Origin of the sequence: Sphingomonas sp. JC676 (assembly GCF_014489075.1) — a bacterium.
Taxonomy (GTDB): Bacteria; Pseudomonadota; Alphaproteobacteria; order Sphingomonadales; family Sphingomonadaceae; genus Sphingomonas.
The window spans coordinates 595,039-610,725 of sequence record NZ_JACTGR010000002.1; the positions used below are offsets into that span (position 1 = coordinate 595,039).

At 63.8% G+C, this 15,687-nt stretch carries 12 protein-coding genes; 6 read left to right on the forward strand and 6 right to left on the reverse strand.

The genetic code is table 11. The features are described 5' to 3' along the window. The first annotated feature begins 149 nt into the window (after positions 1–149). From IAG41_RS09580 to IAG41_RS09605, 6 genes are all read left to right on the forward strand, one after another. A complete protein-coding gene (locus tag IAG41_RS09580; protein ID WP_187728377.1) occupies positions 150–998 on the forward strand; it encodes an enoyl-CoA hydratase/isomerase family protein in 849 nt (282 codons plus the stop codon). Positions 999–1,277: 279 nt separating this feature from the next. Then, positions 1,278–1,844: an OmpA family protein gene (locus tag IAG41_RS09585; protein WP_187728378.1), complete on the forward strand. Its 567-nt coding sequence runs from the start codon at positions 1,278–1,280 to the stop codon at positions 1,842–1,844. Positions 1,845–1,855: 11 nt separating this feature from the next. Continuing rightward, positions 1,856–2,122, forward strand: coding sequence for a hypothetical protein (locus IAG41_RS09590; RefSeq protein ID WP_222950604.1), 267 nt, complete (start codon positions 1,856–1,858; stop codon positions 2,120–2,122). A 1-nt stretch (position 2,123) separates the two neighbouring features. Beyond that, positions 2,124–3,173: a multidrug transporter subunit MdtN gene (mdtN, locus tag IAG41_RS09595; protein ID WP_187728380.1), complete on the forward strand. Its 1,050-nt coding sequence runs from the start codon at positions 2,124–2,126 to the stop codon at positions 3,171–3,173. Beyond that, entirely contained in the window at positions 3,154–5,160 is a 2,007-nt protein-coding gene (locus IAG41_RS09600; protein WP_187728381.1) for an FUSC family protein, read from the forward strand. The genes mdtN and IAG41_RS09600 overlap by 20 nt, the downstream gene beginning before the upstream one ends. Next, on the forward strand, positions 5,141–6,667 hold the full coding sequence (locus tag IAG41_RS09605; RefSeq protein ID WP_187728382.1) for a TolC family protein: 1,527 nt from the start codon (positions 5,141–5,143) through the stop codon (positions 6,665–6,667). The genes IAG41_RS09600 and IAG41_RS09605 overlap by 20 nt, the downstream gene beginning before the upstream one ends. Before the next feature lie 385 nt (positions 6,668–7,052). Here IAG41_RS09605 and IAG41_RS09610 read toward each other — a convergent pair whose 3' ends face one another. The 6 genes from IAG41_RS09610 to IAG41_RS09635 form a co-directional block, all read right to left on the reverse strand. Continuing rightward, complete coding sequence (locus tag IAG41_RS09610; RefSeq protein WP_187728383.1) at positions 7,053–8,408, reverse strand: NAD(P)/FAD-dependent oxidoreductase; 1,356 nt, start codon at positions 8,406–8,408, stop codon at positions 7,053–7,055. Between the two features lie 71 nt (positions 8,409–8,479). After that, positions 8,480–8,875 carry a cytochrome o ubiquinol/quinol oxidase subunit IV gene (locus IAG41_RS09615; RefSeq protein WP_187728384.1) on the reverse strand — a complete coding sequence of 132 codons (396 nt, stop codon included), beginning with the start codon at positions 8,873–8,875 and terminating at the stop codon, positions 8,480–8,482. Beyond that, the gene (gene cyoC / locus IAG41_RS09620; RefSeq protein ID WP_187728385.1) at positions 8,872–9,504 is read right to left on the reverse strand and encodes a cytochrome o ubiquinol oxidase subunit III; all 633 of its coding nucleotides are present in this window, start codon (positions 9,502–9,504) and stop codon (positions 8,872–8,874) included. Before cyoC ends, IAG41_RS09615 begins: the two co-directional genes overlap by 4 nt. Next, complete coding sequence (gene cyoB, locus IAG41_RS09625; RefSeq protein ID WP_222950605.1) at positions 9,501–11,486, reverse strand: cytochrome o ubiquinol oxidase subunit I; 1,986 nt, start codon at positions 11,484–11,486, stop codon at positions 9,501–9,503. The genes cyoC and cyoB overlap by 4 nt, the downstream gene beginning before the upstream one ends. Beyond that, positions 11,483–12,373 carry a ubiquinol oxidase subunit II gene (gene cyoA / locus IAG41_RS09630; protein WP_187728386.1) on the reverse strand — a complete coding sequence of 297 codons (891 nt, stop codon included), beginning with the start codon at positions 12,371–12,373 and terminating at the stop codon, positions 11,483–11,485. The genes cyoB and cyoA overlap by 4 nt, the downstream gene beginning before the upstream one ends. A 409-nt stretch (positions 12,374–12,782) precedes the next feature. After that, the gene (locus IAG41_RS09635; RefSeq protein ID WP_187728387.1) at positions 12,783–15,647 is read right to left on the reverse strand and encodes an ATP-binding protein; all 2,865 of its coding nucleotides are present in this window, start codon (positions 15,645–15,647) and stop codon (positions 12,783–12,785) included. Positions 15,648–15,687 lie beyond the last annotated feature (40 nt).

Genomic DNA, 15,687 nt, shown 5'->3' on the forward strand with positions numbered 1-15,687 from the left:
TTGAGACTTCGCTCGATCTATAAGTGTGTTGCCCAACCAGACTTGGTCACGGGACTAGGCCGGCCGAGACTCGTGGTCAAGTTGCGCACTGCCCTCCGCCGAAGTCGGTGACCGCGAAAGGGGATCGGCCTGCCTCTGAAGTCGGATCCATGGCCACGGTTCTCAAGAGCGGCCGACCAGGAGCGTGGCAAGTCTCTCGTGAGCCCAGGCTTTCCGCGCCAAACCGCAAAGTCTCGCGACAACCCTTCAAGATCGAAATGCAGCTTCCGTGCATGTTGCTCCCATCAGGAGAAAGGATCATGTCCGTCGCTTCGAGAATTCACCGCTTAAGCTATCCGGTCTGCGAAAAGCGCGGTGATATTGCGCATATCCTCGTCAATCGATCCGATGCGCTGAACGCGATCGACGCGGGCATGCGGCTCGGGTTGTGCCGGGCGTTCAAGGCCGCACGCCACGACCATGACATCCGCGGCATCGTCCTTTCCGGAGGCGGCGGCGAAACGCTCATCGGCCCGGACCTGGACGGACCGCTCGACCACGACAGCTTCGCGGCGGCCGAATCGAGCCTCCTGACGCAAACGCTGCTCCGCCTGATCGAGGTTCTTGGGAAGCCGGTCGCTGCCGCGATCAACGGAGTCGCACTTGGCTGCTGGTGCGAGATTGCCATGGTCTGCAGGCTCCGGATCGCGACCGACACGGCCCGATTTGGGATGTCGGAGATTATGGGAGGGCTCGCCGAAGACGAGATGCTCGATGCATATGAGGCCTATGACATCGGACTGGTCGACGAGATCGTCGCGCCAGCGGAACTGATCGAGCGCGCGACGGCGGTAGTCCGCCACGTCGCGGCGAGCGCGCCGGCCGCGGCGCGCTACGCGAGCGAAGCCGCGAGCAGAGTCCTTGGCACCAGGCTAGCAAGGCCAGTCTCCGCGCGCGCAGGCATCGGTGCACACGCCCCCCATTTCGCCAATCGCTGGACGAGACCTCCGTCGGCGTGACTGGACGGCCCGCTTTAACGGGCCGTGCCGTGCTCATGCATCGCAACGGTTTCGTCGATGCCGGCCCGATCGGACACGTGCCGCATTGCAGTTCAAGACCGGGCGCGCTGGCACCGGCACGACTATCGCGCCTGACCGTGGAAATTGGACGGCATAAATCACTTTAGAATCGCAGGTAGGGCATGAAGCGACAAATGCTGCTCCGTTTCTCCAATCGGCGTCGCGAGCCCTTGTCATATTCGTATCCAGCCACCGCTGCGGAAGCAGGAGAGAGCCACCATGGAAACGGCCTATCCCATTGCCCGGCTGGTCTTGCTGGGCCTTTTCGTAATGATGACCGCGTCGTGCAACTCGGCGACGGACACGCCGGCTGCGAATGCCACCGACGCCGGTGTCGACAATTCCGCGATCGTCGCGCTCCATGGCGGCTCCACGCTGATCGCCGAGCGCGGCACGGTCGGCCGCGAGATCGTCGACTGGCTTGCCTCGAGTGCGCCACAAGGCCGGTTCGAGCTCGGTGGACGCCAGTTCGATGGCCGCTCGGCCGAACCGACGATCGAAGCTCAGGCCCGGCTGACGCGCCTGATTCAGATGCTCAAGTCCGACAGCGATGTGCACATCCTGCTGGTCGGCCACAGCGACCGCTCCGCCGACGCGGCGGCGGACCAGGCATTGTCCGAGGCGCGCGCCCGGGCGGTGCGGCGCATCCTCGAAGCCAGTGGCATTTTCTCTACCCGGATCAAGGTTGAGGGGCGCGGTGGCACGCAGCCGATCGCCGACGACCGCACACCGGCCGGCCGCGCGCAGAATCAGCGCGTTTCGCTCGAACTCACGCGACACCGTTGATGGAGCGCTGCTTGCCAGCGGCCGCACGCGGTGCGGCGGCCCTCACTCTCGTCGGCACCTTGGGAGGTTGCAGTGGAGCGCCGTCCTATGTGTTTTTCGGCGCCTATTTTCCGGCCTGGATGCTGTTTTCACTGATCGGCATCCTCGCGGCGATCGCCGTGCGGATCCTCCTCGTGAAAACCGGGCTGGCAGAGACGCTGCCCTACCAGCTGTTTCTGTGCATCGCCGCGGGGACGATCGTCGCCTCGGTCGTTTGGCTCGTGAGCGTCGGAGGCTGACATGAAGGCAGCGGGCGGAACGCGCCATAACAAGCTGGCCCGGTTGATTTCGCTGGCCGTGATCGTGATCGCGATCGCGATCGGCATAGTCCTGTCGCTACGGTCACGCGACTATCCTTCGACCGACGACGCGACGATCGACGCCGATGTCGTACATGTCGCCGCCGCGGTCGGCGGACGCGTGATCCGGATTGGCGTGAGCGAAAACGCCACCGTCCGCAAAGGCGACCTGCTCTTCCAGATCGATCCGCTGCCCTATGAACTGGCCGTCCGCCAGGCCGCATCGGCGCTGGACGTCGCGCGGGCCGCCAACCAGTCGCAGCACCGGGTGATCGCGACACAGCAGTCCGCGAGCCAGGTCGCCGGCAGCCAGATCGCGCGCGCCGCTGAGAATCTCGGCCTGGCGCGGCGGACGGCCGAGCGCCTCCGCCCGCTCGCCGAGAAAGGCTATATCCCGCGCCAGCAATATGATCAGGCAGTCGTCGCCGCGCAGGATGCCGCGACCTCGCTCCGCCAGGCGCGCGAGCAGCAGGCCGGCACGCGCGCCGCCATCGACACCGATGCGAGCTCCGCGGCAACGATCCGCGCCGGCGAGGCGGCGCTCGCCATCGCCCAGCGTGCGCTCGACGACACGGTGGTACGCGCCAGCCATCCCGGCCGCGTGGTGGGCCTGACCGTCAGCACCGGCGAGATGGTCGCCCCGTCGCAATCGATGTTCACGCTGATCAAGTCGGACGAATGGTTCGTGATGGCCAATTTCCGCGAGACCAGCCTCAAGCATATCGCGATCGGCGACTGCGCCACCGTCTATTCGATGCTCGACCGCGCCCATGCGATCCACGGCACCGTCGAGGGGATCGGCTCGGGCGTACTCGACGACGAGCGCGTCAACCTCCCGCGCTCGCTTCCCTATGTGCAGCGCTCGCTGAACTGGGTGCGCGTCGAGCAGCGCTTTCCCGTGCGGATCCGGCTCGGCGATCCGCCCCAGGGGCTGATGCGGCTAGGCGCCAGCGCCGTTGTCGAGGTCCGCCATGGCAGCGCGTGCCGCTAGCCCCCGCGCGCTCGACCCGCACGTGCTGCTGGCCGAGCTGCTGCGGCCCTCTCCCGGTCGCCTCGCCTTTGCGGCGCGCCTCGCGCTGATCTGCGCGCTTACCGCGCTGCTCGCGCTCATCTATCAGACCCCTGCGATCGCGCTCACCGTCTACATCGCTTTCTTCCTGAACAAGCCCGACCGCATGGGCAGCATCCTCACCAGCTTCGTGATGCTGCTGCTGGTGACGGTGATCATTGGCTTTATCTTCCCGGTCGCGCAGGCGGTGGCCGACCATCCCTTCTGGCGCGTCGTCAGCATGACGCTGATCTCGTTCGGGCTGCTGTTCCTCGCCTCCGCCAGCAAGTTGCGGCCTGTGGGCGGCATCATCGCGCTCATCATTGCTTATGCGCTCGATCTGCTCGGCAGCGCGTTCGGCGGCGAGATCGCGACGCGGGGTTATTTTTACGCCTGGCTGCTCGTCGGCATGCCGTTCGCCGTCTCGATGGTAGTCAACCTGCTGGTTGCCCCGCCTCCGCGCCGCCTCGCCGAGCGCGCTCTGGCCCGGCGGCTTGCGCTCTGCGCGGCGATGTTGACCGGACCAAGCCCCGCGCAACGAGAGGATTTCGCCGAGGTCGAGCGCGAAGGCACGGCCGAGATCGACAGCCTGCTCCACCTCGCCGGGCTCGAAGGCACCTCGCCCGCGGCGGATCTCGCTGTGCTGCGCCAGGCCAGCCGCTCCATCCTCGCCATCATGGCTACGGCCGCACTGATCGATCACGAGCCCGCCGATGCGCTGCCGCAACCGCTGCGGCGGGAAATGGCGGACATACTCCAAGCAATGTCCGCGATCCTGCGCCGCGGCCGCTATCCGGTCGAGATCGCGGTGCCGCATGAGGTCGCCGCAACATTATCGCCGCGCGCGGCACATCTCAGCGCGCAGCTGCGTGAGGCGATTGCCGGTTTCGCGGAGCCGGCGCCCGCCCCACCTGCCGCGGCGCATGAAGCGGGGGGCGGCTTCTTTCTGACCGACGCCTTCACCAATCCCGACCATGTCCGCTACGCGCTCAAGACCACCGCCGCGGCGATGCTCTGCTACCTGCTCTATTCGCTGCTCGACTGGCCCGGCATCCATACCTGCCTGATCACCTGTTACATCGTGTCGCTCACCACCGTCGGCGAGACGATCCAGAAGCTCACGCTGCGCATCCTGGGTTGCCTGATTGGTGCGGCCGCCGGCCTGGCGGCGATCGTCTATGTGCTTCCGGACCTCACTTCGGTCGGCGCGCTGATGGCGGTGGTCTTTGTCGGTGTGCTGGCCGCCGGATGGGTGGCGGCCGGCAGCCCCAAAATCTCCTATACTGGCTTCCAGATCGCTTTCGCTTTCCTTCTTTGCCTGATCCAGGGCCCGTCGCCGGGGTTCGAGCTCGACATCGCGCGAGACCGCGTGGTCGGCATCCTGCTCGGCAACCTGGCTGTCTATCTCATCTTCACCCAGGTCTGGCCGGTCAGCGTGGGACGACAGCTCGACACCGCGATCGCCGTGCTGCTGCATCGCCTCGCCGCGCTCGCGACCGCGTCGGCACCCGCCGAGCGGCGCACGATCGCATCGCAAACGCGCACCCAGCTGGGCGCGATCGAACGCGATCTTGGACTGGCGGCGTTCGAGCCGAACGGTATCCGGCACGACGATGCCTGGCTCACCAGCCGACACGAAGCGCTCGACGCGCTCGGCGCGATCGAGCAGGAGCTGGTTGCCAGCCCGGACGGTCGCAGCGCACATGCCGCCAGCGTCGCCCGACGACTGGAGCGCGTCGCCGGCCAGCTCGACGCGTCGCCCGACGCGCCCGCGCAGTGCGACCCCACCCCGTCGAACGAGCCGGACCCGTCGCGCCGCGGGCGCGCCTTTCGCGACATGCTCGACCGCCATCTGCACGCGCTCGAGGCGCTCTTCCCGATCCAGCCCCAACCCGAAAGGAGCCCCGGCAATGCCCGGCCCATCCCTTAGCAGCCGCGCTTGGCTCACGGGTGCATTGCTGCTCGCCGGCTGCGCGCGCTCGTCGCTCGATCTGGCGCCGCCCAGCCCTTCCCAGCCCTGGGTGCCCGCCACCAGCGCGATCGGCGAGATCGTTCCGGGCAAGGCGTCCGCCAGCGCGGCACCCTCCCCGCAAGGCTATGTGCTTCCCGCCAACCCGGCACTTGCCGTCCTTCCCGCGCCATCGATCGATCCGCATCACGCCTATACGCTGGCCGAGCTGATCGATATTGCCGAACTCAACAACCCGTCCACGCGCATCGCCTGGAATGAAGCGCGCAACGCCGCGCTCGCCGCGGGCATCGCCAAGAGCACCTATCTTCCGCGCATCACCACGAGCGCCGTCGGGGGGTATCAGACGCAGGACCAGCGCTCCAACCTCGCCGGCATCGACGGCGACCGCGACGCGGACGGCGTGATCGCGGCGGTTTCGCTGCAATGGCTGTTGTTCGATTTCGGCGGACGCGAGGCAGCGGTAGCCGCGGCACGGCAGGATTCGGTCATCTCGAACATCGTGTTCACCGCCGCGCACCAGAAGCTGATCCACGACGTCAGCCTCGCTTATTATACGCATGCCGCAGCGCGTGCCCATGTCGCCGCCGCGGAGCAGTCGCTGGAGAATGCCAAGGCGGTGCAAGCCTCAGCCGAGGATCGCTATCGCCGCGGCGTGGGCACGGTGATCGAGGTCAACCAGACGCTTCAGGTGACCGCCCAGGCGCGGCTCGCGCTGGTGACCGCGCGCAGCGCCGCGCAGAACAGCGGAGTCACTTTGCTCGCCGCAATGGGCGTCTCCCCGCTAATCCCCGTGCAGATCGCCGAGCCCGAGCATCGCCAGCTCTCGCCGGCTATGGCGGGCGAGATCGAAAAGATCGTTACCGACGCCCTTGCGCGCCGGCCCGACATGCTCGCCGCCTATGCCGCCCAGAAGCGCAGTGCGGCGAATGTCCGCGCCGCACGCTCGGCCTTCATGCCCAAGATATTCGTCGCGACGACCGGGTCCTATGCGACCGGCGACATCGATGTCTCGGCGCTCCCCGGGACTGGCGGCGAATCGCCAACCTTCAACCTGTCGAGCCGCCGCGCGAGCGCGACGATCCTTGCCGGCGTGACGATACCCCTGTTCGATGGCGGCCGCCGCGATGCGCTGTTGCGCCAGGCGCGGAACAACCAGGAGGCCGCGGACAGTTCGTTCGCGCGTACCAGTCAGGATGCGGTGCGCGAGATCGTCATCGCCAACAATCAGCTTGCGAACAGCCTGGCCGCCGTCGACGCCTCGACCGCGCTGGTGGCCGCCGCGCAGACCAATTACGACGCGGCGCTCGATGCCTATCGCAGCGGTGTCGGACCGATCACCCCTGTACTCGAGGCACAGACCCAGTTGCTCGCGGCCAAGACGGCATCGATCGACGCCTATAGCCAGGCGCTTTCCAGCGCCGCCACGCTCGCCCTCGCGACTGGGAGCCTCGGTTCGGCCCCCTGAATGAGCCGGCATCACCCCAAATGCCGGATTCTTCGTGATTTGAGTATGTGTGTTTCGCGCGGAAACGCCCAGAATCGGCAGGGCTGTCCAAGCATAGCGCGGTTCGGCCTGGCATGGTCTCCGTGCTCACTGAGGAGCGCCCGGCGCCCACCTTCCCCTCCTCTGGGCGCTGCGGATCGGAGCAGATCGCCTTCCCCGCCCCCGGGGGCAGGCGGTCTGCTTCTTTCTTCGAAGACGATGGGCACCGTGTCGGTTAGGCGCGTGATCGTCCTGCCCCTCGCGGAGCAGTGCCAATGCCGGGCAGGAAGTCGTCGGTGCGCCGCAGAGTCGCGCCCGAACAATGGCGTCACAGAATCGGAAAATCGCCGTCCTCGCGGCAGCCGGATCAAGATACCTTGGCTTGCTCGGCCGTGGCCACGGCATCTACATGCGATGGCGCTTCGGAAACCAACCGCGAACTGCGCTGGCCGGTCAGATACGACCATAGCCATTGCGATTGAACCCGCCAGCGGTTCTGAAGCTGGGGGAGCGCCATCACATGGATGAAGGCCCAGATAAACCAGGTGAGGAAACCACTCATCCTCACGCTGCCGGCCTCGAGGATGGCGAAATTCTTGCCGACAACGGCCATGTTGCCCTTGTTCCAGTACCGAAACGGGCGCTTCGGATCCTGTCCTCTGAGTCGATCCGAGATGAGGCGCCCGACATAGCGCCCTTGCTGGATCGCTGCCTGCGCAACGCCGGGTATGGAATGCCCATCCTGCTGTAGCGACGCGGCGTCGCCGACCACGAATATGTTAGGCGCGGCCGGCAAATTGAGGAGGGGCCCGACCAGCGCCCTGCCCGCCCGATCCGTGTCGACGCCAAGCAACCGGACGATCGGCGATGCTGCGACCCCCGCCGTCCACAACACAGTCGCGCTTGCGATCCTCTCGCCCCCCGCAATCACGCCGTCTTCGTCGATGCGATCGACCTTGACGCGGGTCATCACCTTCACGCCGAGTTTCGCAAGACGTCTGGCGGCCTGGTTCGACAAGGATGGAGCAAAGCTCGGAAGAACCCGATCCCCACCTTCGATCAAGGTGATCGTGCTGGCCGCTGGGTCGATCCGCCTGAAATTTCCTCGCAGCGTGACGTGAACCATCTGCGCGATCGATGCCGCAAGTTCGACGCCGGTGGGTCCGGCACCGACGAGCACGAAATTCATCTGCCGCGCGCGCTCATTCGCATCTTCGGTGGCCTCGGCCATCTCGAACGCGCTGAGGATCTTTGTTCGAACCACCTCCGCGTCGGAGAGATTCTTGAGACCGGGCGCAAAGGCCGCAAATTCGTCATGCCCGAAATAGCTCGGACGCGTGCCCGTACCAACCACGAGAAAATCGAACCGCACCTTGCGTAAGCCGATTCCGGGACAAAGGGCATCAACGGTGCGATTAGTTGGATCGATGTCGACGACGTCGGCGAGCATCACGTCCAGATTGGCCTGCTTCGCCTCGAGCTGCCGGATCGGCGCCGCGATTTCCGATGATGCGAGTACCGCCGTCGCCACCTGATAGAGCAAGGGCTGGAAGATGTGATGATTGCGGCGATCGATCAGGATCACCTCCGCATCGGATCGCGCGAGTGCCCGTGCCGCGGCCACTCCTGCAAAGCCGGCACCGACGATCACGATCCGGGGCCGCATGGTTCGCGAACCATCGCCGAAGGCGGAATTGTCGCGGGAATCTGTCGCGGTCAACATCGCTAATCACCTCGTGTCCTGCTCTGGGGCCAGCCTGGAAACGCCAGGCCTGACGCTGCATGTCCCGCAGCTCAGTGTTGCATCTGCAGATTCATGATCTCTTCCGACGGCATCATCCCGCTGTTGAGATCGGCCATGATCACCAGCGAACCCGCGAGGACCAGGAGGACGATGAGCATGCCGAATGCGAGCGCCATGACGTTGTTGGTGTTGTCCGGTCCGGTGGTGACGTGGAGGAAGAACACCAGATGAATGCCCATCTGGGCGATCGCGAGGACGCACAGGCCGAGCGGAATTCCGGACGCCCAGAGCAGCGACGTGTTGGCCACCCAGAATGACGTGGCCGTGAGGACCGCCGCGAGAAACAGCCCGATCGAATAGACGAGCACGCCGGAGGGCTTCGGCTCCTGCCCGTCGGTCGCTGGCGACCTGTCGCCGGGAGCGCGGTCCTGACCTGTTGTTTTCATTGGGTGACTCCCATCAGATAGACGACCGTGAACAGCCCGACCCAAATGATGTCGAGCGCGTGCCAGAAGAGCGAAAAGCACTGGAGCCGACGCTCCACGGGCGCGCTGAATCCCTTTGAATTGACCTGTGCCATCATCACCGCCAGCCAGATCAGCCCGGCCGTGACATGCAGTCCGTGGCAGCCGACAAGCGCGAAGAAGGCCGAAAGAAACGCGCTGCGCTGGGGGCCCGCGCCATGCGCGATCATATCGGCGAACTCGCGGATCTCGAGCATGAGGAATGCCGCGCCCAGCACGAACGTGAACAAGGCGCCGACAAAGGTGCCGAGGCGGCTTCGTGCATTGATCGCCAATGCCATCAGTCCGCAGGTGAAGCTCGACGTCAGGAGACAGATGGTTTCGATGGCGACGTTGGACTGATTGAACAGCTCCGCACCGGTCGGCCCACCCGCGGTGGCGTGCCGCAAGACCGCGTAGCCGGCAAAGAGTGCCGAGAACATCACGATGTCGCTCAGCAGGAAGATCCAGAAGCCATAGGCGACGACGACGCGCTTGGGCGCAGGGCCGGCTTCGCTCGCGGGTGGCAGCGCTACGCTGCCGATCCCGTCTGCAGCGAAGGTGGCGTTCATATTGCGACCTCCGTCTTGTGCGCTTGGTCGAAGTGAACAATCCGCTCTACCGGTATTTCGATCTCGTCTTCATCGCGGAAGGCGAAGACGACGAGCGCCAGGAAGATGCCGATCAGTCCCAGTCCGGCCATCCACCAGATATGCCAGACCAGTCCGAAGCCGGTGACGAACGCGAAGAAGGCGTTGACGAACCCCACTGGGCTGTTCTTCGGCATTTCGAGCGGCTCGTAGCGGGGCGGTTGAACCGGCTGCGCTTGCCCTGCGCCGGCGCGTTGTTTCCGGACCCAATATGCGTCCCGTTCGGCGACCTGCGGCAGGACGGCGAAGTCCCAGGCCGGTGGCGGCGACGCGGTGGACCATTCGAGCGTGCGGCCGTTCCACGGATCGCCGGTGACGCGAAGCTGCTCGCGGTTGCGGATCGAGACGACCAGCTGCACGATCTGACAGACGATCCCGAGCAGAATGATCCCGGCGCCGATCGCCGCGACCTCCAGCCAGGGCTGCCACGCCGGATTGTCGTAATGCTGCATGCGCCGGGTCATGCCCATCAGGCCGAGCCAGTAGAGCGGCATGAAGGCGACATAAAAACCGATCAGCCAGCACCAGAACGATGCCTGGCCCCAGCGCTCGTCGAGCTTGAAGCCGAACGCCTTCGGGAACCAGTAATTGTAGCCGGCCATCACCCCGAACACCACGCCGCCGATGATGACGTTGTGGAAATGGGCGATCAGGAAGAGGCTGTTGTGCAGCTGGAAATCGGCTGGCGGTACGGCCATTAGCACGCCGGTCATGCCGCCGATCACGAACGTCACCATGAAGCCCAGCGACCAGAGGACCGGCACCGTGAAGCGGACGCGTCCGCCATACATGGTGAACAGCCAGTTGAAGATCTTCACGCCCGTCGGCACGGCGATGACCATCGTCATGACGCCGAAGAAGCCGTTGACCGCCGCACTGGCACCCATGGTGAAGAAGTGGTGCAGCCAGACGAGGAAGGAGAGGACGCAGATCGCCATGGTCGCGGCCACCATCGAGCGATAGCCGAACAGCGGCTTGCCGGAGAAGGTCGCGACCACTTCCGAAAACACGCCGAACGCGGGCAGGATCAGGATATAGACCTCGGGATGCCCCCAGACCCAGAACAGGTTCACGTACATCATCGCGTTGCCGCCGGCGTCGACCGTGAAGAAGTGAAAGCCGAGATACCGGTCGAGCAGCAGCATCGCCAAAGTGGCGGTCAGCACCGGGAAGGCCGCGACGATGAGCAGGTTGGATGCGAGTGCCGTCCAGCAAAAGACCGGCATGCGCATATAGCCCATTCCCGGAGCACGCATTTTCAGGATGGTGGTGACGAAATTAATGCCGGTCATCAGCGTGCCGACGCCGGAAATCTGCAATGACCAGAGATAATAGTCGACGCCGACACCAGGCGAGAATTGCAGCTCGCTCAGCGGTGGATACGCGACCCAGCCGGTCTTGGCGAACTCGCCGACGACCAGCGAGACGTTGATCAGCAGGACACCCGACGCCGTCAGCCAGAAGCTCACCGAGTTCAGCGTCGGGAAGGCGACGTCGCGCACGCCGAGCTGCAGCGGCAGGATGAAGTTCATCAGGCCGATCACAAACGGCATCGCCACGAAGAAGATCATGATCGTGCCGTGCGCCGAGAAGATCTGGTCGAAATGCTCGGGAGGCAGATACCCTTGGGCGCCGCCGGCGGCGACCGCCTGTTGCGTCCGCATCATGATCGCATCGGCGAAGCCGCGCAGCAGCATGACGAGCGCCAGCATGAAATACATCACGCCGATCCGCTTGTGGTCGACGGAGGTGATCCATTCGCGCCACAGATAGGGGACATAGCCCTTCAGCGTGATCCACGACAGGATCGCGACGATCGCCAGTGCCATGACGGCCCCGGTGCCCATGATGATGGGCTGGTCGAACGGAATCGCACTCCAGCTGAGCTTACCGAGCAGGTTCATTTCTGCGCCCCATGTGACGCCTGGTAGGCAAGCCGCGAAGGATCACTCGGCTGCGCCGTGAGGCTCAGGATGTTGTTGAAAAGACCGGGAGTGACGCCGCGGTACGTGAACGGCGCAACCGCTTCGCTTGGCTTGGCCAGATCGGCATAGGTGTGCACGTCGAGTACCGGACCAGTGCCGCGCGCAGCCTGCACCCATTGCGCGAAGGCCGCAGCCGGCACCGCATCGACGGCAAACCGCATGTCGGAGAAACCATCGCCGCTATACTGGGCCGACAGCCCCCGGTATCTGCCGGCACGATCGGCCTGGAGGTGAAGACGCGTCACCATCCCCGTCATCGTGTAGATCTGGCTGCCGAGTTGCGGCACGAAGAAGCTGTTCATTACGGTGGAGGAGGTCAGCTCGAAGCTGACCGGCGTGCCGACCGGCACGGTCAGTTGATTGACGCTCGCAATGCCCTGGTCGGGGTAGATGAACAGCCATTTCCAGTCGAGCGAGACCACCTGGACCCTGATGGGCTTGATCGCGGAATCGATCGGCTTGCGCGGATCCAGCTCATGCGAGCCGACCCAGGCGACGCCGCCGACCAGGAGCACGGTCATCGCGGGGATCGCCCATACGAGCAGCTCGAGACGGCCGGAATATTCGAAATCGGGCAGGTAACGGGCGCGCCGGTTGGACGCGCGGTACCAGAAGGCGACGCCGAGCGTGGCGATGATCGTCGGAATCACGATCGCCAGCATGATACCGAGCGAATTGAACAATATCTGCTGTTCGGCGGTAGCGACCGGCCCCTGCGGGCTGAGCACGCCTTCCGAACAGCCGGCAAGCATCGTGGTGCCGATCAAGCCGACGGCTAGCGCCGCGGCGCGTGCCTTCCTGGACATGCGGGAATCGGGTGCGCGTATACGCGTTGCGCCAGCCCCGTCCCGCGCATGGCCAAACTCGCCATCTATGGTCTTGATGCGCATCATGCTGCTCCGCGTTCATCCGAAACCGGGCCGTTGCGGCGTGGTCGCCTTGGTCGGCGCCCATTCCCCGAATTGGCATGTTCCGGGAGAAGCGCGCTTGTATGGTGCTGCTGAACTGGGGCCGATCATGCTCAAAGATGGCCGGCACTGCTGCTTCTGCGGTGACGGCAGGAAGCGCGTTTGTCAGTGAGGCAAACGCCTCGGTTCACGGCTCTCGGCACGGCTCTTCGCCGCATTCACGCGACCCGGCGCGACGCGGAAATTGCTTCCCCGTATGTGATGTTTTTCAGCTTTCCGGCGATCGCCGGCATCCGGAGCGTGCGGTTTACATTTTTCCGGCGCGCGTCACGGTACCATCCAGCATTTCCCGAGCAAGGACGAGATCCGGAGTTTCAAAGCCTTCGGAGAAACGACTGTAGATAGGCGCGATCAGGTCGCGCGCTCTTTGGACCCTGCCCTCTCGAATCCAGATTTGGGCGAGTTCCAAACCTGCTCTTAATTCGTACGAAAGTGCGGATTGTTCTCGAGCCAGGGCCATCGATTGTTTGAAATATTCTTCAGCCGACTGACGATCAGGCGCGTCACCATAGGTGAATGCCAAGGCTTTAGCCAGAAAGAGTCCTGGCAAGTGGATAAGCATCCTGACTTCGCGCTGGCCGGAGATCGCCTCGTCCAAGAGAGCCAGAGCTTCCGCACGGTCATTCTGTTTTGCCAGGCAGACCGCCAACTCCGCAGCGAAATATGGCACCAAAATCTTGTACCGTTGCATCGCAAGTCTCTTCAGAGCATCGCGCAAATGCTCCATTCCTTCTACAATTCGGTCAGTGCGTAGAAAGTACATTCCCCTCAGCGCCACGGCGATTGCACGATACAGGCCTAACGAATTCTTCTCAGCGTTTAACTCGATCTTCACCAGATTACGCTCGACCTGCGGTAAATCATCGATCCAGAAATACAGCGAAGCGGCAAGGGCGTGTACGCGAAACAACGCGATAGGATGATCTGATCGCTCGGCTTCCTCGATTGCTGTATTGGCATAATCAACAGCTCGGTCCAGGTTGCCGGTCAACCAAAGCGAACGAAACAAGACGCCATACAAGCTCGACCGGGTAAGAACCGGGTCGAACATATACTGGCTCGCGTTTAGCCGTCGCACGCCGGGATGGACACCCAGCGCCTGTTCGACGTGCCTTTGCGCCCGGCGCTGGTCACCGAGAAGGTAGTAAGCCGGTCCAAGCATGCAATCAGCGACAGCTGCATGTTCCGGCTTTCCCGTCTTACTGGCGATAGCCTCGGCGCGAAGGGCAACGTCGCGCATTCCCGGCACGTCGACAACCTGCTGAAAATACAAAGTGAGGCCACTGAGCAGTCGTAATTCCTGATTGGCATCCTCGTGCTGCTGCGCAAAGGTTAGCGCGACGTTGAATGCATCGCGAACCAGTTCGCTATTCGTTTCAGTGAACATCAGCGACAAAGCGAGCGATGCGTGAACTTCCATTTGATGCTGCGGATCACAATCCGGAGTCATCTGTTCGATCGCTCGTTCCATCCAGTTCCGACATTCGGACATGAGCGGCATGGCCAGAAACACCGGCCCGGCAGCCGCGGCCAGCCTGATGGCCAACGCATCGCTCCCGCCAGGACCAAAACTCCACTCGAGGGCGGCGCGGGTATTCCCGAGATAATCCTTCTCCAGCTGCGTATCCTTCCGGATACCCACAAAGAAGTCGACTTTGTTGGCTTCCAGCCATTGGGCCGAGTAGATCGCGTGTCGCGTAGCAATCGCTTCGTGCTCACCGCTCGCGATCAGCTTTTCCAGGGCATAGGAGCGCGTTGTATCAAGCAGCCGATAGGAAACTCCCTGATGGTCCATCCGCGATGCGATCAACGACTTCTCGACAAGACTTACTACCGAGCACGCTATGTCTGACCCGTCCGTGACTTCATATTCCGCCACTACCAGCGCAGCTTCTAGCGAGAAGCCCCCTGAGAAGATCGCCACGCGCCGCAGAACGGCGCGCTCGACCTCAGAAAGCATCTCATGACTCCAGTCCAGGGTCGCTCGCAGGGTTTGATGCCTTGGGTTTGCTGTTCGTCGACCGAGTTTCAACGGATTTGCTGCTCGCCGACCGCGCTCCAACAGGTCGAGGCGCGAAAACAGCCTTCGCGCAGTTTCGTGCACACCAAAGACTGCGGCCGCCCTGGCGGCAAGCTCGATCGCCAGCGGGATGCCGTCGAGCCTGCGGCATATCTCTGCAATAGAGACGGCCTCATCGGCGCCAAGCACAAGATCCACGCCCTGCGCGTTGACCTGTTCCAGGAACAGTCGCGCAGCCGGATAGGAAAGAATCTCCTCCACCGTCTGCCCGGATTGCTCGGGAGGAAAGCCCAGGGGTTGCAGACGGAACACATGCTCGCCGGCGGTCTGCAACGCCTCCCTGCTGGTAGCGAGCACGCAAACATCCGGCGCACACCGAAATATGCGATCGGCGATCTCCGCGACCTGCTCGACGAGGTGCTCGCAGCTGTCCAGGATCAGAAGCGCCCTTCGTGAGCGCAGAAACTCCAGCAATGCTTCCTCGAGTCTACCCGGCAGTGCGACAAGCCCAATCATGGACGCTATGGCGGTGACGACTTGGTCCCTGGTCCTGAACACCGAGAGATCAAGGAAAAGAACCGCGCCCGAGAAATCCTCCAACAGAGCACGTCCGACGGCCAGAGCGACCGTGGTCTTGCCGATGCCGCCCGTGCCCACGATCGTGATCAATCGCTCGGTTCGGAGGCGGGTGCGGATCTGATGAACGACCTCGTCCCGTCCGATCATTCCGCCGGACGCAATCGGGAGGCTTGAAATTCGGGCAACCGGGTTCACCTTGTCGCCTTCGGCTTCCTGGCGGACGACGGGCGTGACGAAGGAATAACCCCGCCCTGGCACGTTCGCGATATATTTGGAACCGAACTGTCCCTCGCCCAGCGCCTTGCGCAACGCCGACAAATGCACGCGCAGACTGCCTTCCTCGACAGTCACGTCCGGCCATACCCGGTCAATCAACGCGTTCTTGCCGACAATCTCGCCGGGCTGGTCGACCAGCGTGACGAGAATGTCGAACGCCCTCGACCCAAGCGGGATCACTTCGTCCGCCTTTTTGAGCGTGCGTTCGACGATGTTCAGCTCGAACGGACCGAACAATACCCTGGTCGCACTCGGCACATCTAGTTGGTTAGCCGGC

What these genes read in the sequence shown, in the direction of transcription:
- IAG41_RS09580 (WP_187728377.1), top strand. Translation starts at nt 150, where the DNA reads ATGGCCACGGTTCTCAAGAGCGGCCGACCAGGAGCGTGGCAAGTCTCT.
- IAG41_RS09585 (WP_187728378.1), top strand. Translation starts at nt 1,278, where the DNA reads ATGGAAACGGCCTATCCCATTGCCCGGCTGGTCTTGCTGGGCCTTTTC.
- mdtN (WP_187728380.1), top strand. Translation starts at nt 2,124, where the DNA reads ATGAAGGCAGCGGGCGGAACGCGCCATAACAAGCTGGCCCGGTTGATT.
- IAG41_RS09600 (WP_187728381.1), top strand. Translation starts at nt 3,154, where the DNA reads ATGGCAGCGCGTGCCGCTAGCCCCCGCGCGCTCGACCCGCACGTGCTG.
- IAG41_RS09605 (WP_187728382.1), top strand. Translation starts at nt 5,141, where the DNA reads ATGCCCGGCCCATCCCTTAGCAGCCGCGCTTGGCTCACGGGTGCATTG.
- IAG41_RS09610 (WP_187728383.1), bottom strand. Translation starts at nt 8,408, where the DNA reads ATGTTGACCGCGACAGATTCCCGCGACAATTCCGCCTTCGGCGATGGT.
- IAG41_RS09615 (WP_187728384.1), bottom strand. Translation starts at nt 8,875, where the DNA reads ATGAAAACAACAGGTCAGGACCGCGCTCCCGGCGACAGGTCGCCAGCG.
- cyoC (WP_187728385.1), bottom strand. Translation starts at nt 9,504, where the DNA reads ATGAACGCCACCTTCGCTGCAGACGGGATCGGCAGCGTAGCGCTGCCA.
- cyoB (WP_222950605.1), bottom strand. Translation starts at nt 11,486, where the DNA reads ATGAACCTGCTCGGTAAGCTCAGCTGGAGTGCGATTCCGTTCGACCAG.
- cyoA (WP_187728386.1), bottom strand. Translation starts at nt 12,373, where the DNA reads ATGTCCAGGAAGGCACGCGCCGCGGCGCTAGCCGTCGGCTTGATCGGC.